This is a genomic window from Methylophaga sp. UBA2012, from assembly GCF_002335235.1.
Lineage (GTDB): Bacteria > Pseudomonadota > Gammaproteobacteria > Nitrosococcales > Methylophagaceae > Methylophaga > Methylophaga thalassica.
Map to the genome: position 1 here is coordinate 29,932 of NZ_DDCG01000005.1, position 21,345 is coordinate 51,276.

Annotated in this window: 23 protein-coding genes, 1 other RNA gene and 1 pseudogene; 19 read left to right on the plus strand and 6 right to left on the minus strand. The window is 45.1% G+C overall.

What is annotated here, in order from left to right:
* Positions 1–15: 15 nt before the first annotated feature.
* Both B2248_RS04910 and moaB read right to left on the minus strand, forming a co-directional pair.
* A complete protein-coding gene (locus B2248_RS04910) occupies positions 16–267 on the minus strand; it encodes a glutaredoxin family protein (protein WP_273182712.1) in 252 nt (83 codons plus the stop codon).
* Positions 267–782: a molybdenum cofactor biosynthesis protein B gene (gene moaB / locus B2248_RS04915; RefSeq protein ID WP_007146030.1), complete on the minus strand. Its 516-nt coding sequence runs from the start codon at positions 780–782 to the stop codon at positions 267–269. The genes B2248_RS04910 and moaB overlap by 1 nt, the downstream gene beginning before the upstream one ends.
* A gap of 93 nt (positions 783–875) precedes the next feature.
* On the opposite strand from moaB, the gene B2248_RS04920 reads away from it, so the two are divergent.
* The 9 genes and pseudogenes from B2248_RS04920 (at position 876) to radA (ending at position 8,576) form a co-directional block, all read left to right on the plus strand.
* Positions 876–1,550 carry an OmpA family protein gene (locus B2248_RS04920; protein ID WP_273182710.1) on the plus strand — a complete coding sequence of 225 codons (675 nt, stop codon included), beginning with the start codon at positions 876–878 and terminating at the stop codon, positions 1,548–1,550.
* Positions 1,513–2,316: a 23S rRNA (guanosine(2251)-2'-O)-methyltransferase RlmB gene (gene rlmB / locus B2248_RS04925; RefSeq protein ID WP_284722055.1), complete on the plus strand. Its 804-nt coding sequence runs from the start codon at positions 1,513–1,515 to the stop codon at positions 2,314–2,316. The genes B2248_RS04920 and rlmB overlap by 38 nt, the downstream gene beginning before the upstream one ends.
* Positions 2,317–2,433: 117 nt before the next feature.
* Positions 2,434–2,772 carry a 30S ribosomal protein S6 gene (gene rpsF, locus B2248_RS04930; protein ID WP_007146027.1) on the plus strand — a complete coding sequence of 113 codons (339 nt, stop codon included), beginning with the start codon at positions 2,434–2,436 and terminating at the stop codon, positions 2,770–2,772.
* Between the two features lie 30 nt (positions 2,773–2,802).
* On the plus strand, positions 2,803–3,030 hold the full coding sequence (gene rpsR, locus B2248_RS04935) for a 30S ribosomal protein S18 (RefSeq protein WP_007146026.1): 228 nt from the start codon (positions 2,803–2,805) through the stop codon (positions 3,028–3,030).
* A 34-nt stretch (positions 3,031–3,064) separates the two neighbouring features.
* The gene (locus B2248_RS04940) at positions 3,065–3,991 is read left to right on the plus strand and encodes a DUF2232 domain-containing protein (protein WP_273182707.1); all 927 of its coding nucleotides are present in this window, start codon (positions 3,065–3,067) and stop codon (positions 3,989–3,991) included.
* Positions 3,992–4,028: 37 nt separating this feature from the next.
* A pseudogene (gene rplI / locus B2248_RS04945) lies at positions 4,029–4,466 on the plus strand (50S ribosomal protein L9); the annotation flags it as partial.
* Between the two features lie 213 nt (positions 4,467–4,679).
* The gene (dnaB, locus tag B2248_RS04950; protein ID WP_007146023.1) at positions 4,680–6,101 is read left to right on the plus strand and encodes a replicative DNA helicase; all 1,422 of its coding nucleotides are present in this window, start codon (positions 4,680–4,682) and stop codon (positions 6,099–6,101) included.
* A 2-nt stretch (positions 6,102–6,103) separates the two neighbouring features.
* The gene (alr, locus tag B2248_RS04955; RefSeq protein ID WP_273182705.1) at positions 6,104–7,189 is read left to right on the plus strand and encodes an alanine racemase; all 1,086 of its coding nucleotides are present in this window, start codon (positions 6,104–6,106) and stop codon (positions 7,187–7,189) included.
* Positions 7,182–8,576 carry a DNA repair protein RadA gene (radA, locus tag B2248_RS04960; RefSeq protein WP_273182703.1) on the plus strand — a complete coding sequence of 465 codons (1,395 nt, stop codon included), beginning with the start codon at positions 7,182–7,184 and terminating at the stop codon, positions 8,574–8,576. Before alr ends, radA begins: the two co-directional genes overlap by 8 nt.
* Here radA and B2248_RS04965 read toward each other — a convergent pair.
* Positions 8,573–8,956 carry a PilZ domain-containing protein gene (locus B2248_RS04965; RefSeq protein ID WP_007146020.1) on the minus strand — a complete coding sequence of 128 codons (384 nt, stop codon included), beginning with the start codon at positions 8,954–8,956 and terminating at the stop codon, positions 8,573–8,575. The genes radA and B2248_RS04965 overlap by 4 nt on opposite strands.
* Positions 8,957–9,013: 57 nt before the next feature.
* On the opposite strand from B2248_RS04965, the gene hemJ reads away from it, so the two are divergent.
* On the plus strand, positions 9,014–9,439 hold the full coding sequence (gene hemJ / locus B2248_RS04970; protein ID WP_273182702.1) for a protoporphyrinogen oxidase HemJ: 426 nt from the start codon (positions 9,014–9,016) through the stop codon (positions 9,437–9,439).
* Positions 9,440–9,494: 55 nt separating this feature from the next.
* Here the strand turns inward: hemJ and B2248_RS04975 are convergent, their stop codons facing one another.
* From B2248_RS04975 to B2248_RS04985, 3 genes are read right to left on the minus strand one after another with little or no spacing between them, the layout of a single operon-like run.
* On the minus strand, positions 9,495–10,082 hold the full coding sequence (locus B2248_RS04975) for a BON domain-containing protein (RefSeq protein WP_007146018.1): 588 nt from the start codon (positions 10,080–10,082) through the stop codon (positions 9,495–9,497).
* A 44-nt stretch (positions 10,083–10,126) separates the two neighbouring features.
* Positions 10,127–10,486, minus strand: a complete 360-nt coding sequence (locus tag B2248_RS04980) for a YraN family protein (RefSeq protein ID WP_273182701.1) — start codon at positions 10,484–10,486, stop codon at positions 10,127–10,129.
* Between the two features lie 2 nt (positions 10,487–10,488).
* A complete protein-coding gene (locus B2248_RS04985; RefSeq protein ID WP_273182699.1) occupies positions 10,489–12,342 on the minus strand; it encodes a penicillin-binding protein activator in 1,854 nt (617 codons plus the stop codon).
* Positions 12,343–12,433: 91 nt separating this feature from the next.
* Here B2248_RS04985 and rsmI point away from each other — a divergent pair, with 91 nt between their 5' ends.
* The 9 genes from rsmI (at position 12,434) to mraY (ending at position 21,337) form a co-directional block, all read left to right on the plus strand.
* Positions 12,434–13,285, plus strand: a complete 852-nt coding sequence (rsmI, locus tag B2248_RS04990; RefSeq protein WP_273182698.1) for a 16S rRNA (cytidine(1402)-2'-O)-methyltransferase — start codon at positions 12,434–12,436, stop codon at positions 13,283–13,285.
* A 21-nt stretch (positions 13,286–13,306) separates the two neighbouring features.
* Positions 13,307–13,660: RNase P RNA component class A (rnpB, locus tag B2248_RS04995), an RNA gene on the plus strand.
* Positions 13,661–13,970: 310 nt separating this feature from the next.
* The gene (gene mraZ, locus B2248_RS05000; RefSeq protein ID WP_040576282.1) at positions 13,971–14,423 is read left to right on the plus strand and encodes a division/cell wall cluster transcriptional repressor MraZ; all 453 of its coding nucleotides are present in this window, start codon (positions 13,971–13,973) and stop codon (positions 14,421–14,423) included.
* Between the two features lie 10 nt (positions 14,424–14,433).
* Complete coding sequence (rsmH, locus tag B2248_RS05005) at positions 14,434–15,372, plus strand: 16S rRNA (cytosine(1402)-N(4))-methyltransferase RsmH (protein WP_007146013.1); 939 nt, start codon at positions 14,434–14,436, stop codon at positions 15,370–15,372.
* Positions 15,369–15,662, plus strand: a complete 294-nt coding sequence (ftsL, locus tag B2248_RS05010; protein WP_273182696.1) for a cell division protein FtsL — start codon at positions 15,369–15,371, stop codon at positions 15,660–15,662. Before rsmH ends, ftsL begins: the two co-directional genes overlap by 4 nt.
* On the plus strand, positions 15,659–17,362 hold the full coding sequence (locus tag B2248_RS05015; protein WP_273182695.1) for a peptidoglycan D,D-transpeptidase FtsI family protein: 1,704 nt from the start codon (positions 15,659–15,661) through the stop codon (positions 17,360–17,362). The genes ftsL and B2248_RS05015 overlap by 4 nt, the downstream gene beginning before the upstream one ends.
* Positions 17,359–18,903, plus strand: coding sequence for a UDP-N-acetylmuramoyl-L-alanyl-D-glutamate--2,6-diaminopimelate ligase (locus B2248_RS05020; RefSeq protein ID WP_273182694.1), 1,545 nt, complete (start codon positions 17,359–17,361; stop codon positions 18,901–18,903). The genes B2248_RS05015 and B2248_RS05020 overlap by 4 nt, the downstream gene beginning before the upstream one ends.
* A complete protein-coding gene (locus B2248_RS05025) occupies positions 18,903–20,255 on the plus strand; it encodes a UDP-N-acetylmuramoyl-tripeptide--D-alanyl-D-alanine ligase (protein ID WP_273182692.1) in 1,353 nt (450 codons plus the stop codon). Before B2248_RS05020 ends, B2248_RS05025 begins: the two co-directional genes overlap by 1 nt.
* A complete protein-coding gene (gene mraY, locus B2248_RS05030) occupies positions 20,255–21,337 on the plus strand; it encodes a phospho-N-acetylmuramoyl-pentapeptide-transferase (RefSeq protein ID WP_273182690.1) in 1,083 nt (360 codons plus the stop codon). The genes B2248_RS05025 and mraY overlap by 1 nt, the downstream gene beginning before the upstream one ends.
* Positions 21,338–21,345: the final 8 nt, after the last annotated feature.

Genomic DNA, 21,345 nt, shown 5'->3' on the forward strand with positions numbered 1-21,345 from the left:
TTAGCGATGTGAAGTTTACGTGTAAGAAACTGTTTGCTCTTGGATTTTTTGATTGAGTTGTGTCAAATCAAATGGCCAGAAAAGTTGTTGTTTGTCTGGAAATTCGACAACCGGAATATGTACTCCGAATTCTTCAACAAGCTTATCATCATCACCGATTTCGATAGGCTTGATATCGATTGCATATGCCTGTGACGACGCGTGTAAGAGCTCTTGAGCTTGCTCACATAAGTGACAACCAGCCGTGGTATAAAGATGAATGACCATTATTTTTCTAATAAACGTGGAATCAGGTCAATAAAGTTGCAGGGCTTGTGCGTGGCATTTAACTGGTCATGGAGTATTTCATCCCAGCCAGTAATACAGGCACCTTTAGAACCGGGCAGGCAAAAAATAAATTTACCATTGGCTAGGCCTGCGATAGCTCGACTTTGAACTGTCGATGTTTTGATAACATCATAAGAACGAGCACGAAATAACTCGCCGAAGCCTTCAATTTCTTTATCGAATAATACTTTGACGGCTTCTGGAGTACCATCCCGACCGGTCAGGCCTGTTCCACCTGTAGTAATGATGACATCAATGTCGTCATTGATTAACCATTGTGAAATAACCGCCCTTATCCGGTAGGTATCATCAGCCACAATGTCACGATGACTCACGCTATGACCATCCGCTGTAGCTTTATCTTGCAGCACGTCGCCTGAGGCATCGTTGTCTTTAGTGCGTGTATCGGATATTGTCAAAATAGCAATGTTGACAGGAATAAATTCTGAGCCCATCTGGTACCTGCTTTAAAATGATATTTGCGGAACCAGTATAATGAGCAACCAGTCTACGGTCTAGAATCGATTAAAACCCTAGGAGAAAATTAGATGAAGAAAATTGTCTTGGTTTCACTGATTGCAGCGGCCTTGAGTGGCTGTGCTGCTGACGATCCTAACCAGAAAACGAAAACAGGTGCGGCGATAGGCGCTGCGGCTGGCGCTCTACTGGGTTATGCAGTCGATGACGGAGCTGGTGGTGTTCTCGCTGGCGCGGCTGTGGGTGCGCTGGCTGGTGGTGGTGTCGGACACTACATGGATAAACAGCAGCAAGAAATGGAAGCGGCTTTAGCTGATGAGCGTGCACGCAATGAATTAAAAATTCAGCAATTAGAAAATGAAACACTCAAAATTGATATTGCCAGTGAAGTGTCATTTGATTTTGACAGTGCTTCATTAAAATCGGCTTTTACACCGACACTGAATAAAGTCGCTGGTATCTTACAGCGTTATCCTAATACCATTATTCATGTAGTTGGTTATACAGACAGCGTAGGTTCAGAAAGCTACAATATGAAACTATCAGAGCGAAGAGCGCAATCTGTTGTTGATTATTTATCCTCCAGAGGCGTGTCTTCCAGTCGTTTATACGCTATTGGCAAAGGTGAAAGTGATCCGCGTGCAACTAACGATACTGAAGCTGGCCGACAATTAAATCGTCGTGTCGAATTGTTTGTTAAACCTGTTATTGAAGGACAAGAGTCTGAAGCCTATCAAACGCCGTAAAACGAAAACGGCCCATCACGCACCGATTGATCCCGATGTCATTTTCGGCCTGCATGCCGTGCAGGCCGCTCTGGAAGTACCTGTCAGCCGTGTAAAAGAAATATGGCTGGCAGCGGAAAGACAGGATAACCGTGTTGAGAATGTCCTTGCTGCGGCAAATGAGCAAGGTGTGGTTATTCACTTTTCTGAACGTGAAACCCTCGATAAGATTGCTCCTGATGTTCAGCACCAAGGCTGTGTCGCTAAATGTCGGCCTCTGGAAAGTCTGGATGAGAAAGGGTTATTCGATCTTTTAGACAATCTGAATGAGCCGCCTTTATTGTTGATTCTGGACGGTGTTCAAGACCCTCACAATCTAGGCGCATGTTTACGTACAGCTGAAGCTTCAGGAGCTCATGCTGTTATTGCTCCCAAGGATCGTGCTTCTGGCTTAACTGCAACGGCGATTAAGATATCCAGTGGCTCAGCAGAGCGCTTACCTTTTGCCCAAGTGACGAATATTGCGCGTTTGATGCGAGAGTTGCAGCAAAGAGGTGTTTGGTTAATTGGTACCTCGGGTGATAGCGAAACCAGTCTGTATCAAACCAAACTGACTGGGCCGATGGCAATCGTGCTTGGTGCTGAAGGTAAAGGTATCCGCCACTTGACTCGTGAAAATTGTGATGAAGTGGTGTTTATACCTATGCAAGGCGAAGCCGAAAGCTTGAATGTTTCAGTAGCCGCAGGCGTGTGCCTGTTTGAAGCATTTCGTCAACGCAGCTTGTGATAAGTACCTGAATTCAAGTAAAATGTCAGATTGCTTTAAATTCTGATTCGTCAGTTAAGCAAAACTCCTTGCTTTATGGCTAAGACCATAAAGCTGTTTAAACCGTGAGGAGCTCAAATGAGACATTACGAAATCGTGTTTCTGGTCCACCCTGATCAGAGTGAACAAGTGCCTGGCATGATCGAGCGTTATACCCAAACACTGACAAGCGAAGGTGGTCAAGTCCATCGTTTGGAAGATTGGGGTCGCCGTCAACTTGCATACCCAATCAATAAAGTACACAAAGCACATTATGTTCTTATGAACGTTGAATGTGGTGTTGAACAGTTGAATGAAGTAACTACTGCATTCCGTTTCAACGATGCTGTTATTCGTCATCTGGTTGTTAACATGGAAGAAGCGGTTACTGAAGCTTCACCTATGATGCAAAAAGAAGACGAGAAAAAATCAGCTTAATACTGCTGCAGACTTTTAGGAGAATTCATAATGGCACGTTTTTTTAGACGTAGAAAATTTTGTCGCTTTACTGCCGAAGGCATTAAACAAATCGATTATAAAGATGTAAATTTGTTAAAAAACTACATCACTGAAACAGGAAAAATCGTACCAAGCCGTATCACAGGTACTAAAGCGCGCTACCAGCGTCAGCTTTCAACTTGTGTGAAGCGTGCGCGTTTCCTGGCATTGTTGCCATACTGCGACATGCATAAATAATTTGTCTTGATCTAAGCACTTAAACGTATCAGTTATGCTGTTTAAAGTTATTGCCTCTTACGCTATGCAAGGTCGCTGGAAAGCGGCAGCAACAACAGCGGTGTTGTCAGCTCTGGCGATAATCTTTCCGCCACTAAACTATTTGTCTAGTGGTGTGATTTCGTTAACGACTTTGAGAATGGGCCCACGTGAAGGCGTGAGCGTTATTCTGGCAACGTTAGTTGTGTTTGCTTTGCTTGCTGGTTTCTTAGTGGGGCAGTTGTGGATTGCGGGTTTGGTTTTGCTAACCAGTTGGTTGCCGGTTTACCTGGTAACTCTGGCGCTTGGTTATACTCGTTCATTTGCATTGTCTTTATTAACGGCGAGTGGTTTAGGCATTCTGGTTGTACTGATGCTGCATCTGTTTATTCCAGATACAGCATCTTGGTGGCAACAGATGTTAAAACCATTCATCGACAATCTGAGTGAACAGCCTAGTTGGCAATTAAATGCAACACAGACCGAACAGGTGGCGATGAGATTATCTGGTTTAATGACCGGTCTGGTTGCTGCTGGTGTGTGTCTTAATGCGATTTTAGGCATCATTATCGGACGTGCCTGGCAGTCTGAACTCTATAATCCAGGAGCATTTGGTGCAGAGTTTAAACAGTTACGCTTGGGTAAAGCGCCTGCCGTTTTTACCGGGCTACTTATCATTTTGGCACTTACCTCTATTGGTAGTTATGTGCCATGGTTGATGGATTGTTTACCAGTGATGCTGGTAGTGTTTGGTGTTCAAGGTTTGGCTATCGTGCATGCGATGGTGGCGATAAAGCAAAAAAGTAAAGCATGGTTAGTGACTGTCTATGTTTTACTCGTCATTATGCTGCCACAAATGGTAATGATACTAGCCAGCCTGGGTGTATTAGATCAGTGGTTTAATTTACGTGATCGCTCTAAAAAGAGTGGTACGGGTATTTGAATAAGCAATCGATTTGATTGCGAATGAGGGTAGAACGATGCAAGTTATATTGCTAGAAAAAGTTCAAAAGCTTGGTAATCTGGGCGATGAAGTCAATGTTAAGTCTGGTTTTGGACGTAACTTCTTAGTACCTAAAGGTAAAGCGTTACCTGCAACTAAGCAAAACAGAGAAAAGTTTGAAGCACGTCGTGCGGATCTGGAAGCGGCAGCAGCTAAGTTATTAGCTGAAGCTGAAGCGCGTAAAGCGAAACTGGTTGCAGCTGGTTCTCTTAACATTATGGCTAATGCTGGTGTTGAGGGTAAACTATTCGGCTCAATCACTGCTGCAGATATCGCTGATGCATTAAATGCAGCCGGCGCTGATATTGACCGCAATGAAGTTCGCTTACCGACAGGTCCATTACGTCATACAGGCGAATACAACATTGATATTCAATTACATGCTGATGTTATTGAAGTCGTTAAAGTCAATGTAAGCTCAGAAGCTGAACTGCAAGCAAAAGCGGAAGCTGAAGAAGCGAAAAAAGCAAGAGAAGCAGCTTTAGAAGAAGCTGAAGCGATTGCAAAAGCACAAGAAGAAGCTTAATGAAAGTATGGAGGCTGGACTCTAGGTCTGGCCTCCATTTTTTATTCTCATCATCTCAATTTATGAGAATTGTGTCTTAGATATATAGAGGCTATAAACACTGTGGAAGACTTAAATTATTTCGATTCATTTAAGGATTCTGCCACTGAAGCACTGAAGGTGCCGCCTCATTCCATCGAAGCTGAGCAGTCAGTGCTTGGCGGATTAATGCTCGACAACTCTGCCTGGGAACAAGTGGCCGATCTCCTGGTTGAGCAAGATTTCTATCGTCATGACCATCAATTAATTTATCGTGCGATTGCTCAGTTAATGGAGCATTCACAGCCTGTTGACGTGATTACACTGGCTGAATGGCATGATAAGCGTGGTGAGTTAGACCAAGTTGGCGAACTGGCTTATCTGGGGATGTTGGCACGCAATACACCAAGTGCTGCGAATATTACCGCGTATGCTGAAATCGTGCGCGAACGGGCTATTCTTCGTCAATTAATCAAAGTCGGCAATAGCATTGCCAATATGGCGTTTAAGCCTGAAGGCATGAGCAAAGAAGATATGCTCGATATTGCTGAGCGCCATGTCTTTGAGATTGCTGAAAAAGGCGCAAAACGTGGTGGTGGCTTTATTCAGGTAAAAGATGTACTGAGTAAAGTGGTCGACAGAATTGACAGCCTGTTTGAGCAAGACAGTGCTATTACTGGCTTACCGACCGGATTCATTGACTTTGATGAGCAAACCTCAGGGTTGCAACCGGCCGATTTGGTGATTGTTGCTGGTCGCCCATCAATGGGTAAAACCACCTTCGCAATGAATATTGCCGAAAATGGTGCCATACACAGTAAACAACCTGTAGCGGTGTTCAGTATGGAGATGCCTGCAGATGCGTTGGCCATGCGTATGCTGTCTTCATTAGGCCGAATCGATCAGCATCGCTTACGTACGGGTAAATTAAATGATGATGATTGGCCTCGGTTAACGTCAGCGATAGCTTTACTTAATGAAGCGCCGTTATTTATCGATGACACTCCTGCATTAAGTCCAACAGAATTACGTGCGCGTGCCAGACGTCTTAAACGTGAGCATGGTCTAAGTTTAATCGTGATTGACTATCTGCAATTAATGCAGGGAAACGCCGGTAAAGCCAATGAAAACCGAGCTACTGAGATTTCTGAAATATCGCGTTCATTGAAAGCACTGGGTAAAGAACTGGAAGTACCAGTGATTGCCTTATCCCAGTTAAACCGAAGTCTGGAACAACGTCCAAATAAACGTCCGGTAATGTCTGATTTGCGTGAATCGGGTGCGATTGAGCAGGATGCGGATCTCATCGTCTTTATCTATCGGGATGAAGTCTATAATTCAGATTCACCTGATAAAGGTAAAGCCGAAATTATCATTGGTAAACAGCGTAATGGTCCTATTGGTACCGTGGCGTTAACATTCCAGGGCAAGTACACACGATTTGAGAATTTTGCCCCAAGTTATTACGAAGATCAGGATAATTATCCGAGCTACGGCGAGGAGTAACATTGACTTTCCCCACTGCGACTATTTCTATTAGTGCCCTACAGCATAACTTTGCACGGGTAAAACACTATGCAGCCAAGAGCAAGGTTATGTCGGTTATTAAAGCCGATGCCTATGGCCATGGTGTGATAGCCGTAGCAGAAGCCTTAAAGCAAAGTGATGCTTTTGCTGTGGCACGATTGTCAGAGGCGCTATCGCTTCGACATCATGGTGTGACACTCCCGATCGTTATTCTTGAAGGCGTTAATACGGCTGATGATTTTCAGCTTGCAGCAGAGTTCAATTTATCGCCAGTGATACATCTCAGTTCTCAAGTCGACTTATTGAGTTCAATCACCTTGATTCAGCCTTTGCGTTTTAATTGGATCATGGTTGATAGTGGCATGCACCGGCTTGGTATTCGACCAGAGGATATTGAAACAGCCCTTAGTCGTTTAAAAGCATCAGGCAATATGAACGATGAGTTCGGCTTGATGAGTCATTTTGCAAACTCTGATCTCGTAGGTGATATCCGTAATCAACATCAACTTGAGCATATGCAAAGCCTCAAACACAAAACCGGTTTGCCAGTCTGTTTGTCTAATTCCGCTGCTGTGCTGGCGTATCCCGAATCGCATTTGGATTGGGTGCGTCCCGGTTTGATGCTGTATGGTATTTCACCATTTGCAGATCCGAATGCTGCCGAGCATGAGTTACAGCCAGCCATGCAATTAACGACACAATTGATTTCGGTCTATGACATCAATATTGGTGAACAGGTTGGTTATGGTGGTGACTGGTCAGCTAAACAAGCTTCACTTATTGGTGTCGCCAGTATCGGTTATGGTGATGGGTATAGTCGGCATTTATCTAACCGTTCTGAAGTGGTGATTCGGGGCCAACGTTGCCCGGTGATTGGTCGTATTTCTATGGACACGATTTGTATCAATCTGACCGATTGCTCAAAGGCGAGTGTCGGCGATGAGGTGCTGTTATGGGGCCGTTCAGAATTAATGGTAGAAGAGGTGGCTGAATATGCGGGCACCATCCCTTATGAGCTTGTCACTGTGTTGAGTAAACGTGTTAACAGGGACGTTATAGATGGCTAAAGTCAAAAAGGTTTATGTCTGTAAAGAGTGTGGGGCTCAAACACCACAATGGGCGGGACGTTGTTCCGATTGTGGGGCATGGAATAGTCTTGAAGAAGAGATCTATTCCAGCGCTTCGTCCACGGCACAAGCCACAATCAGTAAGCACTCTGGTTATGCTGGAGAACAAAAAAGTGAAGTTCAGGCACTGGGAGAAGTCACTTCTGAGCAAGCCGTACGTTGGACTACGGGCTTGCCAGAACTCGACAGAGTACTCGGTGGTGGTTTAGTCACGGGCTCGGTTGTCTTGATAGGTGGCGATCCTGGGATTGGCAAGTCCACCTTATTACTACAAGCTATGGCAACAATGGCTGACAGTAGTGGGATTAGTCCACTTTATATCAGTGGTGAAGAGTCCTTACAGCAAATTCGCTTGCGTGCAGAACGGCTTCAATTGGAACAGGCACCGGTTGATCTATTAGCCGAAACCCATGCTGAGCAGATGATTCAGGTCGCAAAAAATCGTAAACCACAAGTGATGGTGATTGACTCAATACAAACGGTATTCACTGAGTTATTACAATCTGCACCAGGAACAGTGGCACAGGTACGTGAAAGTGCTGCACAGCTGGTTCGTTTTGCTAAATCCAGTGGCACGACAATGATTCTGGTAGGTCATGTCACTAAGCAAGGAGCATTAGCCGGACCTCGTGTGCTTGAACATATGGTTGATACCGTGCTTTATTTTGAAGGTGATACTTCTACACGATTCAGAATTTTGCGTGCTGTTAAAAACCGTTTTGGTGCTGTGAATGAGCTTGGTGTGTTTGGCATGACGGAATTAGGACTTAAAGAAGTCAGTAATCCATCTGCCATTTTCCTGTCTCGGGGAGATGAGTCTGTGCCAGGCAGCATTGTCACAGTGATACGAGAAGGCAGCCGACCGATGTTAGTTGAGGTGCAAGCCTTGGTTGATAGTAGTCCTCTCGGAAACCCAAGAAGGGTGACGGTGGGGCTTGAGCAAAATCGCTTAGCCATGTTGCTGGCTATTTTGCATCGACATGGTGGAATTACCTGTCATGATCAGGATGTATTTATTAACGTTGTCGGTGGTGTAAAACTGAGTGAGACTGGGGCTGACTTGGCGGTATTAGCTGCGATTATTTCCAGCCTGCGTAATAAACCACTACCCAGAGACTGGGTATTATTTGGTGAGGTCGGACTGACCGGGGAAATTCGACCTGTGCAGGCCGGCGAAGAACGCATTAAAGATGCAAATAAACATGGTTTTACTCATGCGATTGTGCCAGCAGCAAATGCGCCACGAAAAGACTTGAAGGGTATGAAGGTGCATGCGGTAAAACACTTGTCAGAAGTGATTAATATACTTCGGGATATCACTGCTTAATGCTGATCAATCAGAGCTGATAATTCCCTGTGGAGAATGGCTTCATCACCCAGATTCAGCTCAATCAGGCGTTTTAAGTGTGTGATGCTATCTAAACCGATATGTTCGCAGTCAAAACCGATCTGTTCATCATCGATATGGGCTATTACGGTTTCCATCTCGATAATGACTTGGGCATTATCCAGTAATAAGTCGAGACGACATTTATCGCCAATCTCAGATTGCCACTGTCCTGGTTTATGAACTAATAGACCTTTTAATGAAATATCAATGATTTGGCAATTGAGAAATAAATCACCATTTTCAGTGTTGATGTGGGCAACAGCATCAAAAGGTATGCGGCTGAAACGGCGTCTATCCTGAGCAGTTGAATCGGTCATAAATACCCCCTTGAATATAAACTGATACTATCATTGTTTTTGTATGAGGAATACACCATGCTTTGGGTGAAGGCATTTCATATCATTTTTGTAGTGACATGGTTTTCAGCCATGTTCTATTTGCCGCGTTTGTTTGTTTACCATGCGATGACTGAGGATCAAGCGGGTAAAGAGCGCTTTAGAATTATGGAGCGCAAACTCTACCGTGGCATTATGACGCCAAGTGCACTTTTGACTCTCATATTTGGTGTCTGGTTAGTGAGTTATTATCCGCTAGAACAAATAGCATCAATGGGTTGGTTGCATGCAAAACTGACGTTGGTATTACTGCTCTTTGCTTATCATGGTATGTGCGGATCTATGGTAAGGAAATTTGCTGCAGATAAAAATGAGCGTAGCCATACGTTTTACCGTTGGTTTAATGAGCTGCCAGTACTGGCCTTGATCGCGATTGTTATTCTGGTTGTTGTAAAACCGTTTTAATAAAAAAAGGGCTCATAAAGAGCCCTTTTTTTGAAGATTGTTGAAACGGCTTAACTTAATCAGTGTATTCAAAAATTTTCACTACACGCTGAACACCGGCAGAATTCCTAACTATATTGACGGCTTGATCCGCTTCAGCATGACTCACCATGCCCATCAAGTAAACTACACCACGTTCTGTTACCACTTTTACATGGAATGGATCCGTATTTTCATCTGTGGTCATTTTCGCTTTGATTTTGGATGTAATCCAGGCATCACTACTACGAGAAGGCAAAGCGCTCGGGGCTGCAATCGCTAACTCATTATGAATACGTCTGACTTTAGGAATCGCTTTTACTTCTGCCGTTACTTTTTGTTTTAGTGACTCGCTCGGAGTTTCACCTGTCAGTAATACAACGCCGTTATAACTGGTGACGTTAATATGACTCTGGTTATAGATTTCTTTGTTGTTATAGATGGCGTATGACGCTTTAAATTCGATCCCTTGATCATCAATCACACTACCGGTAGTACGACGATCATAGGCAACTGATGCGCCTGTCGCTGCACCTGTTGCCACAACAGGCACACATGCTTGAAGAAACAATGTGGCGGCAGGAATAACTAAGCCTAACCAAGCTGCTTTTTTGATGTTGAGCATAATGATTTTCCTTGTAATAACGCTATGTACTGACATTTTTTTAGCTAACTAAGCTGGAAAGCGTTTTTTATCCATTCAATCTGTATGGATGAGTCAGCAGGTGTTACCGCCACAACATCAAATCGATAGTGCTGATATGGTGATGATGTTGTTTGAATGTAGTGCTGCGCTGTATGAATAATTTTAGTCTGTTTTTGACTATTTACGCTTTCCAGTGCTGAACCAAATCGTGCATTCTTCCGAAACCGTACCTCGACAAAGACCAAGGTATCTTTTTCTTTCATGATTAAATCGATTTCACCTCCACGGCAATGATAGTTCTGTTGTATCAGACGCATACCATGCTTTTGTAGATAGCTGGAAACCTGTTTTTCTATTTGCTGGCCTTTTTCCTTGGCAAACATAATTATTTAATGAGCTTTAGCTCTCCTTGTTCAAATTTTGCCCACAACATTTTGCGAATGACATGTCCCTGCGAGTTGATAGATAACGTACCAGTAGCGCCTGCCATTGAGCTGGTGGGATCTCGACTTAGTTTATTAAGTTGTGGAATCAACTTATAAGCATCTACACCTAGAGCATAGAGTCGGATTGCACTGGCAAAGTTCTCCGGAGACTGATTTTTCAGTGCCTGATACACCGGATCTTCTGCGGCTAATTCTTCAAATACCCATGGAATATCACAAATAATCAAGTCATTCAGATCAATATTTTGTTGCGGATCGGACTGCCCGCTATAAACATGTGAGGTTGCCAGTAACGGTAACTGACCTGAACGATGATATTTCAGCTGTGGTACGAGCTGACGTGCTTTGAGTGGGCGAGCGACTAAAAATAAAAAATCAACGCCTTCACGACGACGTGGTTCGAAGTCGAGTGAGCGACCTAATGTGCCTTGCAAGGACTTATAACGTTGCTCACTTTCATTTAATCCCATTAATGGAATGAGTGTATCCCGAAAGTCATTTTCAGCTTCATTATAATTTGAGACTAATAACGTGGTGCCACCATCCTTCCGCCATTGATTGGTAAAGGCTGAAGCGATGCGTTGTCCCCAGTCATTATAGGGCGCGAGCACAATGCTGCGTTTGTAGCCCAATTGCTTAGCATAATTGGCAACAGCGGCAGCTTCGTCTTCTGGCGCAAGTCCAAACTGATAGAGGTTTTTATAAGCCTCAGGCCCATCAGTGCGGTTCAAAGCCAGTACCGGTACACTCAAGTTTGGGTGTGTTGCTAATGTTTCCACTGATGATTTTTGCAATGGACCGATAACCACGCCGGCGCCATCAGCAACGGCAGCATCGTATTGAGATAACACATTACTTTGCCCGCTGATCGCATCGGTTTGTATATCGTAAAAGTGCAGTTGGGCCGTTGAACCATTTACATATTGTGCGGCAATAATGGCGTCTTTAATCGCTTTAGCCGCTTCTACAAATGGCCCTGAGTTAGGCAGTAAGACGGCAATATTTTCAATATCTTTTGGGATATGCGTTCCGGCTGCCAAGGTTTTTTGATACAGCGCTGGATCAGCAGGATGATTGGGGTAGCTTCGTTTCCAGTCTTCAAGTGCGACAGCCAGTACTTCCGGGTTATCCTGATACGCTTTAATGTTGTAGGCAAGGGCAAACCAACCACTATCTTCGGCGGGTGGATAGCCTGGGTTAAACAGATCCAATGCTTGTGGCGTCATTTGCATTAATGCCTGCCAAAGCGCTTCACGGTTGTTTTTCAATGATTCAGGATCTGTCAGAATTTTTTCAAGCTTCAAATGGGTGTTGGCTTTTTCCAGCCAATTTCCAGTCAATGTATAAGCATCTGTCTTAAGCTTTAGAACATTCTTTAGATTCTGAGCGGACAAGTCTTTTTCCTGCACAGCACTGAGAGCTTCTAATGCACGCTCACCTTCACTGTTAAACAATGCGATATTGGCGCCCAGGATCGCGGCATCATAGCGTCGGCTTTTATCCAGTAAGCTGAGTTTGATTTGATCTAGTTGACTTTGGCTTAATTCAACTTGGCCTGACTGCCAATACATTTGAGCTGCTTTCAGTTGATATGCCGCTTGTTCAGCACCGTCATTTGTCGTTGCCAGTTGGGCATATTCATCTGCTGCCTGTTGGTATTGTCCGGATAACTCTGAGGCGACCGTTTCAATTTGAGCAGGCTTTGTCATGCTGACCGGTGATTGCACAGGCTGACAAGCCGTCAAGCTCAGGAGGATAATGGCGGATAACCAGAAGCTGCGTTTCAGGAACATAAGGTCATTCTATTATTAGTCATAGGAGGCATCATCTTACCTGTTCGCGTATATTACGACCACACTGTATTCAAGATTTTAAGGAAAGACTGTGAACGAAAGTCAGGCAGGTCAATTATTCATTGTCGCTACGCCTATTGGTAATTTAGCTGATTTTTCAGCTAGAGCGATTGAGGTATTAAAAAGCGTTGATGTGATTGCTGCTGAAGATACTCGCCATAGTAAGTATTTATTACAGCATTATGCTATCCAGACCTCGACGATTTCTCTGCATGAACATAATGAACAACAGCGTAGCGATGCCCTTTGCCAACGTTTGCTTGCGGGAGAGTCAGTAGCATTAATTAGTGATGCCGGTACGCCACTGATTAGTGATCCAGGCTATCGATTGGTTACTACCGTTAGAGATGCAGGCATTCGTGTGATCCCCATTCCAGGGTGTTGTGCATTAATTACGGCATTATCTGCTTCGGGCCTGGCTTCTGATAGATTTAGTTTTGAAGGGTTTTTACCGGCTAAGTCATCAGCTCGCAAACAACTCATGGAATCGCTGAAGTCAGATGCAAGAACCTTGATTTTCTATGAAAGTCCACGACGTTTACTGGCGGCATTGGAAGATGCGGTTTTGATCTTCGGTGAGCAACGACAAGCCTGTCTGGCACGTGAATTAACCAAACTCCATGAAACCATCGAAACGCGACCATTGATCGACTTAATTGATTGGGTTAAAGCAGATGATAATCAACAGCGGGGTGAGTGTGTACTGTTGATAGAAGGTAGTCAAAATGAAGCAACGGCGGATGAGCAAGAGGTCAGTCGGCTATTAAAAATTCTGCTTACTGAGCTTCCTGTGAAAAAGGCCGCGGCGATGGTGGCTAACATTACGGGTGGCAGTAAAAACGAAGCCTATCAGTTAGCGTTGAAATTACAGCAGAAAAACTAGCCTTTAGGTAGAATAGCGCACTGAGACGACTTGGCAATCGCACTGATAGTCATATTGGTGAGGAAAGTCCGGGCTCCATAGGGTAAGGTGCCAGGTAACACCTGGGGGGCGCGAGCCCACGGCCAGTGCAACAGAGAGTATACCGCCGAAGCGATTCGGTAAGGGTGAAAGGGTGCGGTAAGAGCGCACCGCGCTTCTGGTAACAGAAGTGGCATGGTAAACCCCACCTGGAGCAAGACCAAATAGAGGAACGTCTGCTTGCAGACATGTGCGACCCGTACTGTTCCTGGGTAGGTTGCTTGAGGCTGATGGTGACATCAGTCCCAGATGAATGATTGTCCACGACAGAACCCGGCTTATCGGTCGTCTCAACCTATATATGTAACAAGCAAAATAACTGCTATAGACAGCATCATTTTTCCTGTCTTGGCAGTTATTTTTTTGTCTTTTAGACGAGTATTCTAGAATTTACTTTAACTTCACATGCCAGTTTTTTGATAAGAAAGACCTCCTTCAGAAACACCTCCAAGCTTTTTCTCCCACTTTTGTGAAAATGCCCTAAGTCATTGTCATAAAAAGAGGATTTTGTTTATTTACAGGCTTGACTTCGGCTATTTGCCCTCCTATAGTGTCGACAAGTGGGGGAAAGTGGATCTTAGTGGATCGTATTTTTTGGGGATGAGTAGTGTTTCGAGGCGTGGCAACTTTCAATCTGGATGCAAAAGGGCGGATGGCTGTTCCAGCCAAGTTCCGCAAGCATCTTGACGTCTGTTGTGAAGGCCGATTAGTCATCACCATCGATCATTCTGATCATTGTTTACAGTTGTACCCATTGCCAGAATGGGAAATTGTTGAAGAAAAACTTTCCGCATTACCCAGTTTGAATCCTCAAGTACGTCGTTTAAAAAGAATGCTTCTCGGTTATGCCACTGAATGTGAAATGGATGGCAATGGCCGTATTTTATTACCCGCTAAATTACGTGAGTTTGCAGGCCTTGATAAAAGCATGGTGATGATTGGTCAAGGTAACAAGTTTGAATTATGGAATGAGCAAACTTGGAATGAGCTCATGGATGAATGTCTAGAAGAAGATTTTGGCGAGATTTTACCGGCTGAATTAGAAAGCCTGTCGATATAAAGGCGGAATTATGACTGAGAACTACTCGGAACATCTGCCAGTCTTGTTAAGCGAGACCATACAGGGCTTGTCAGTAAAGGCAGATGGTAAATATCTTGACGCGACGTTTGGTCGTGGTGGTCATAGCCGTGCCATTCTGGCATTGCTGTCTGATAACGGTCGTCTACTTGGACTGGATCGTGATCCTCAAGCAATTAAAACCGGTTTGGCTCTGGCAGCCGAAGATCCTCGTTTCTCTATCGAGCAAGCTAATTTTTCAGAACTCAGCACGGCCGTGCATTCTCGTCTCTGGCAGGGAAGTGTTGACGGTATTCTGATGGATATCGGCGTTTCTTCACCCCAGTTGGATGATGCGGAGCGTGGTTTCAGCTTTATGAAAGATGGTCCACTGGATATGCGAATGAATCCAGACGCAGGCATCAGTGCAGCTGAGTGGCTGGCAACCGCTGAGATGGATGAGATTGCGGATGTCATCAAAACCTTGGGTGAAGAACGTTATGGCAAGCGTATCGCCAGAGCGATTGTGGAAACCCGGGACGAAAACCCTATTACCACGACTAAACAGTTAGCAGATTTAGTCGACAAAGCGAGTCCTTCCCGCGATAAATTCAAGCATCCGGCGACCAGAACATTTCAGGCCATTCGTATCTTTATCAATAATGAGCTGGAAGAACTCACAACCGCATTAGAGCAAGCTTTGGATGTGCTCGCGGTGGGCGGTCGTTTAGCTGTCATCAGCTTCCATTCTCTTGAAGATCGAATTGTGAAGCGTTTCTTCCGTGATGAAGCCCGGGGGGATGATTTGCCGTCTCACTTTCCCATTACCGTGGATCAATTAAATCCACGTTTGAAAGTGATTGGTAAAGCGATTAAAGCCTCAGAAGATGAGACTCGCTTAAATCCTCGTGCGCGTAGTGCTGTACTTCGTATTGCGGAGAAGTTGGCATGAATATAAAAGCACTGCTCGAAACCATTAAAATTGATACGCCATTGTTTGTGATGGTTTTTGTCGTTTTGGTGTTGGCGGTAGCGGTGATTTATACCAAGCATTTGAGCCGGAACGAATTTGTGCAACTTCAACGGTTAGAAAAAGAACGTGATGCGCTGAATGAAGAGTGGGGACGCCTGCTACTGGAAGAGAGTACCTGGGCGAGTCCAAGCCGGATTGAACAGGAAGCGAAAAGCCGTTTAGGTATGGTGGTACCTAAATCAGATATGACTGTGGTGATTAAACCATGAAGTATCGTGGTCAAAAAGTTCATCCAGTGGGTGCGTGGCGCCTTAATCTTGTTCGCATCATGTTTGTGTTGATGGTCGCTGGTTTATGCTGGCGTTTGGCAGATATTCAGGTCGTTAATCCAGAGTTTCTACGTCACCAGGGTGATGCACGTCATCTTCGTCAAGTGCCAGTTGTTGCTCACCGCGGAATGATTTTGGATCGGCATGGCGAGCCTTTAGCAATTAGTACACCTGTGCATTCTGTTTGGTTGAATCCTCAGGATGTGCTTGCTACAGATCCTCGTTTACCCAAACTGGCGCAGTTACTTGGTTTATCGACACAAACTATCAGAGAAAAGATTGAACAGAATCAATCGCGTGAATTCGTTTATTTGAAACGTCGTATCACACCTGAGCTGTCAGCCAAGGTCAAAGAGATAGGTATTCAGGGCGTAGCACTTCAACGTGAATACAAACGTTATTATCCAGCTGGTGAAGTTGCTTCTCATATTGTCGGATTTACCAATGTTGATGATATCGGTCAGGAAGGTCTTGAGCTGACTTATGATGCGGTTTTAACTGGCCGTCCAGGTCTGAAACGTATGGTGCGTGACAGCCGAGGTAACTATGTTGAAGGTGGGGAGCTGATTCGCCCTGCAAAATCCGGTGAGAACGTTCAGTTAAGCATTGATCTGAGATTACAGTATTTAACCTATCAGGCACTGAAAAAAGCCGTTACCGAACACCATGCCAAATCGGGTACGGCAGTTATTTTGGATACGCATACCGGTGAAGTATTGGCAATGGCTAATCAGCCATCTTATAACCCCAATAATCGAGCGGGATTGAAACCGAGTGATTTAAGGAATCGTGCCGTCACCGATTTATTCGAACCTGGGTCGACTGTCAAACCCTTCACGGTTACAAGTGGTATCAAGTCCGGCCAGTTTGATACCACAACGATTATTAATACACATCCCGGTTATTACCGAGTCAGTGGTCATCCCATCAGGGATTTTCGTGATTATGGCGAAATTGATTTAGCGACGCTTATCCAGAAGTCGAGCAATGTTGGCGCCAGTAAAATAGCCCTGGCACTCGATCCGGATAAGTTATGGCATGACTTTGCCAGTTTTGGTTTAGGTGAAGCGACGGGTGCTTACTTCCCAGGTGAAGCAATGGGTACCATGCCTGATCCACAATCATGGCGCACGCTGGATATCGCCACTATGGGGTATGGCTACGGCCTATCAACCAGCGCTATGCAGCTCGCTAGAGCCTATACCGTGTTAGCTGATGGCGGCATTCTCAAGCCTGTGACGTTTATCAAAACAGATAAAGTGCCACAAGGTCGTCGAGAATTTTCAGCAGATATCATGCATGAAGTGGTGCAGATGATGGTGAAAGTCATTGAGCCAGGTGGCACAGCGACGCGGGCAGCGGTAGCCAATTATCATGTGGCTGGTAAAACCGGTACAGCGAAAAAAGCGATTAGCGGTGGTTACGCCGATAAACGTTATCAGTCCGTCTTTGCGGGCATTATTCCTGCCTCGGCGCCTCGACTGGCGATGGTGGTGATGATTGATGAGCCGCAAGGCGAATATTACGGTGGCGCAGTTGCTGCGCCTGTGTTTGCAGAAGTGATGACTGGGGCAATGCGTTTGCTAAATATTCCCCCTGATGATTTACCGATGACCCAGATGCAGGTGGCTCACAAATGATGACTTCAATCATAAAACCTCAATCATTGATGGCATTACTCAGTGATGTTGTCGTCGACAAATCGGCCCTACAAGAATGTTCTTTGACGGACATTAGTATGGACAGCCGAAGAGTTGCTGCGGGTGGTTTATTTTTAGCCTTGGCGAAAAATACGGTCGACAGAGAAAAGCATCTTCGACAGGCTCTGGAAAAAGATATTTTTGCGGTATTGATTGATGAGCAGCAACCTCTCACTGAGACTGAGCTGGAGATGCTCAATGCAGCCGTGGTGATTGCTTACTCTGTAGACAATCTAGCTGAAAAAGCTGGGTTCATTGCAGCCCGTTTTTATGGTCATCCGTCGGCAGATATGACAGTGATTGCCGTAACCGGCACCAATGGTAAAACATCAGTAAGCCAGTTTATTGCTCAGGCGCTTGAATCGATGAATAAACCTTGCGGTGTTATTGGCACTATGGGAGCGGGGCGTCTATGTGATCTGGAAATGACTGGTATGACTACGCCTGATCCGGTCACCATGCAAAAACTGCTGGCAAGATTCCAACGTGAAGGTTGTGACTATGTAGCATTGGAAGCCTCATCACATGCGCTTGCACAAGGCCGTTTAAACAGTGTCGAAATTGATATTGCTGTACTGACCAACCTCAGTCGTGATCATCTTGATTACCATAAGACTATGGCTAATTATGCCGCGGCAAAAAAACGCTTATTCGACATGGATAGTGTGCAGTATGCCGTTATTAATGCGGATGATGCTTTTGGTACCGATGTCATCTCAAAACTCAGAAAAAACGTCACGTTGTTAACTTACGGTGATGCTGAAAGCCAGGTCAATATTCGTGCTGAACACATTTCATACAAACGTGACGGTGTGGCGTTTGATGCCCGGGTCAATGACAAGTCTGTAGCAGTCGACTTACCCGTTTTAGGTGAGTTTAATGTCGATAATATTCTGGCGGCAATCGGGGTATTAACTGCACTGGGACTGAATACAGAACAATGTCGTGATGCGATTAATCAGTGTCGGGCGGTAAGTGGTCGTATGCAAACCTATACTCAGGCAGGTCAGCCCACCGTTGTCATTGACTATGCCCACACGCCTGATGCTTTACATCAGGCATTAAGAACATTGCAGGTACATTTACCTGATGCGGGTCAGCTTTGGTGTGTGTTTGGCTGTGGTGGTGACCGCGATAGAGGTAAGCGCCCACTTATGGGTAAAGTCGCTGAACGTGAGGCTGATCAGGTCATCGTCACAGATGATAATCCCCGTACAGAAGATCATTTGCTCATTATCGAAGACATTCTGGCTGGCTGTGATGAGCCTCAAAAAATTCGTGTCGAACTTGATCGTAAGTTAGCGATTACCTATGCGATTAGTCATGCCGAGGCAAAAGATATTGTCTTAGTGGCGGGTAAAGGCCATGAGTCCTATCAGGAAATCAATCATGTGCGTTATCCATTCAGTGATACGGCGGTAGTGACAGCTGTATTTGACGCTCAGGCAAATGGCATTAAAAACGTGGTGGGAGGACATTAATGGGACTGCAACTGCCACTTAAACAGATTGCTGAAATCGTCTCAGCCGATATGCCTATCGTTGATGTTACCGTCACCGGTGCGGTGATTGATTCTCGCAAGGTAACGCCGGGTGATTTGTTTATTGCCTTTAAAGGTGAACATGTTGATGGTCACGAATATGTTGCTAAAGCCAGAGAAAGCGGCGCTGTTGCTGCATTAGTCAGTGAATATCAGGATGATGAATTACCACAGATCAAGGTCGATGATGTGCGTGTCGCATTTGGGCAGATAGCTCGAGCCTGGCTAGCTGAATGCAAAGCAAAAGTGGTTGCTATCACAGGCAGTAATGGCAAAACCAGTTTGAAAGAAATGGTTAAAGCTATCTTGGCAGAAGTGGGCACTGTATCGGCAACGCAGGGCAATTTGAATAATGATCTGGGTGTACCGTTAACCGTTTGTCGAATCGACAAAAATGATGATTATGCTGTGATCGAGATGGGCACCAATCATCCTGGTGAAATAGCTTATCTGATGAGCATCGTGTCACCTGATGTGTCAGTTATCAATAATATTGCTGCAGCACATTTGGAAGGATTAGGCAGTGAAGAAGGTATTGCCAGAGAAAAAGGCAGTATCTATGAAGGCTTGAAGCAAAACGGTGTAGCAGTAGTGAATGCCGATATGCCTTATGACTCCATCTGGCAACCTCTAATTGCTGATAGAAAAACTATTCGGTTTGCTTTGCAAAATAATGCTGATATTTATGCTGAATATATTCAGCCAGAACCCGCTTCTAGTCATTTTTTGGTGCATATCGACGGTGTTAACCATCACATGACTTTACCTCTGCCGGGATTGCATAACGTCAGCAATGCATTGGCAGCCATCGCTGTGAGCGTTGCCCTAGATATTCCGGTTGATGCCGTGGTGCGTGGACTGAACAAAATACAAGCAGTGCCCCATCGACTACAGATGCGTAAAGGCCTGTCAGACAGCCGTTTAATTGATGATACCTACAATGCTAATCCCGGCTCATATCTTCGGGCCTTAGAAACCTTAGCTGGATTTCAAGAACCGCGTTGGCTGGTACTCGGTGACTTTGGTGAGTTGGGTGAAGAGGCTGATGCCATCCATCAAACCATGGGATTACAAGCGAAATCTGCTGGTGTGACGACATTATTTACGGTCGGAGAAAAAAGCCAACTGGCGGCAGCCGCGTTTGGTGATAACGCTATTCATTTTGAGGATGTACAAACATTGCAACAGCTTTTGCAAAACACACTAACTGCAGATGTGACTTGTTTAATTAAAGGATCACGCTTTATGCAACTCGACAAACTGGCCGATGCGCTGGTAGCGGAGGCACAGTAATGCTGTTGTTATTAAGTGATTACCTAAGCCAGTTCTACAGTGGGTTTAGTGTTTTCCAATACCTGACCTTAAGAGCCATTCTCGGGGTGATGACAGCACTTGGGATTGCCTTGATTATTGGCCCAACCATGATTCGCCATTTGAGTTTCAGACAGATTGGTCAGGTGGTTAGACAAGATGGTCCTGAATCACACTTCAGCAAGAAGGGCACACCTACGATGGGTGGTGCACTGATTCTGGTGGCTATTGCCGTGAGTACATTACTGTGGGCTGATTTATCCAATCGCTACATCTGGGTCGTACTGATTATCACTCTGGCTTTTGGTTTGATTGGTTTTGTTGACGATTACATCAAATTAGTCCGTCAGGACCCACGTGGTTTAATCAGTCGCTACAAATACTTCTGGCAGTCTGTGTTTGGTGGCGGTGCTGCCGTATTTTTATATATGACGACCACCGTGCCGGCTGAAACGCAACTCATCGTACCGTTTGTGAAAGAGATTGTTATTCCTCTGGGTGGCTGGTACATGCTGCTGACGTATTTAGTGATCGTTGGCAGTAGTAATGCGGTCAATTTAACGGATGGTTTAGATGGTCTGGCGATTATGCCGACAGTGATGGTAGCAGCTGCACTGGGCCTGTTTAGTTATGTCGGGGGCCATTTTGAGTTTGCCACCTACCTGCAAATTCCTTTTATCCCAAGTGCGGGCGAACTGGTTGTCTTTTGTGCGGCAATGGTGGGCGCCGGGCTTGGTTTCCTCTGGTTTAACACTTATCCAGCACAAGTTTTTATGGGCGATGTCGGTGCTTTAGCACTTGGCGCGGCATTAGGCACGGTTGCTGTATTGGTCAGACAGGAGTTGGTTTTACTCATCATGGGCGGTGTGTTTGTTATTGAAACACTGTCAGTAATGATTCAAGTGGGCTCATACAAATTACGTGGTAAACGCGTGTTTCTTATGGCACCGATTCATCATCACTATGAACTGAAAGGCTGGCCGGAACCTCGCATTATTGTGCGGTTTTGGATTGTCACTGTGTTCCTGGTGTTGATTGGTTTAGCGACGTTGAAAATACGATGACATACGGC

Coding starts and splice junctions, on each gene's coding strand:
- moaB (WP_007146030.1), bottom strand. CDS start 782: ATGGGCTCAGAATTTATTCCTGTCAACATTGCTATTTTGACAATATCC.
- ftsL (WP_273182696.1), top strand. CDS start 15,369: ATGAATATAAAAGCACTGCTCGAAACCATTAAAATTGATACGCCATTG.
- rpsF (WP_007146027.1), top strand. CDS start 2,434: ATGAGACATTACGAAATCGTGTTTCTGGTCCACCCTGATCAGAGTGAA.
- hemJ (WP_273182702.1), top strand. CDS start 9,014: ATGCTTTGGGTGAAGGCATTTCATATCATTTTTGTAGTGACATGGTTT.
- B2248_RS05015 (WP_273182695.1), top strand. CDS start 15,659: ATGAAGTATCGTGGTCAAAAAGTTCATCCAGTGGGTGCGTGGCGCCTT.
- B2248_RS04910 (WP_273182712.1), bottom strand. CDS start 267: ATGGTCATTCATCTTTATACCACGGCTGGTTGTCACTTATGTGAGCAA.
- mraY (WP_273182690.1), top strand. CDS start 20,255: ATGCTGTTGTTATTAAGTGATTACCTAAGCCAGTTCTACAGTGGGTTT.
- B2248_RS04985 (WP_273182699.1), bottom strand. CDS start 12,342: ATGTTCCTGAAACGCAGCTTCTGGTTATCCGCCATTATCCTCCTGAGC.
- B2248_RS05025 (WP_273182692.1), top strand. CDS start 18,903: ATGGGACTGCAACTGCCACTTAAACAGATTGCTGAAATCGTCTCAGCC.
- B2248_RS04975 (WP_007146018.1), bottom strand. CDS start 10,082: ATGCTCAACATCAAAAAAGCAGCTTGGTTAGGCTTAGTTATTCCTGCC.
- B2248_RS05020 (WP_273182694.1), top strand. CDS start 17,359: ATGATGACTTCAATCATAAAACCTCAATCATTGATGGCATTACTCAGT.
- rsmH (WP_007146013.1), top strand. CDS start 14,434: ATGACTGAGAACTACTCGGAACATCTGCCAGTCTTGTTAAGCGAGACC.
- radA (WP_273182703.1), top strand. CDS start 7,182: ATGGCTAAAGTCAAAAAGGTTTATGTCTGTAAAGAGTGTGGGGCTCAA.
- rpsR (WP_007146026.1), top strand. CDS start 2,803: ATGGCACGTTTTTTTAGACGTAGAAAATTTTGTCGCTTTACTGCCGAA.
- B2248_RS04940 (WP_273182707.1), top strand. CDS start 3,065: ATGCTGTTTAAAGTTATTGCCTCTTACGCTATGCAAGGTCGCTGGAAA.
- B2248_RS04965 (WP_007146020.1), bottom strand. CDS start 8,956: ATGACCGATTCAACTGCTCAGGATAGACGCCGTTTCAGCCGCATACCT.
- B2248_RS04920 (WP_273182710.1), top strand. CDS start 876: ATGAAGAAAATTGTCTTGGTTTCACTGATTGCAGCGGCCTTGAGTGGC.
- B2248_RS04980 (WP_273182701.1), bottom strand. CDS start 10,486: ATGTTTGCCAAGGAAAAAGGCCAGCAAATAGAAAAACAGGTTTCCAGC.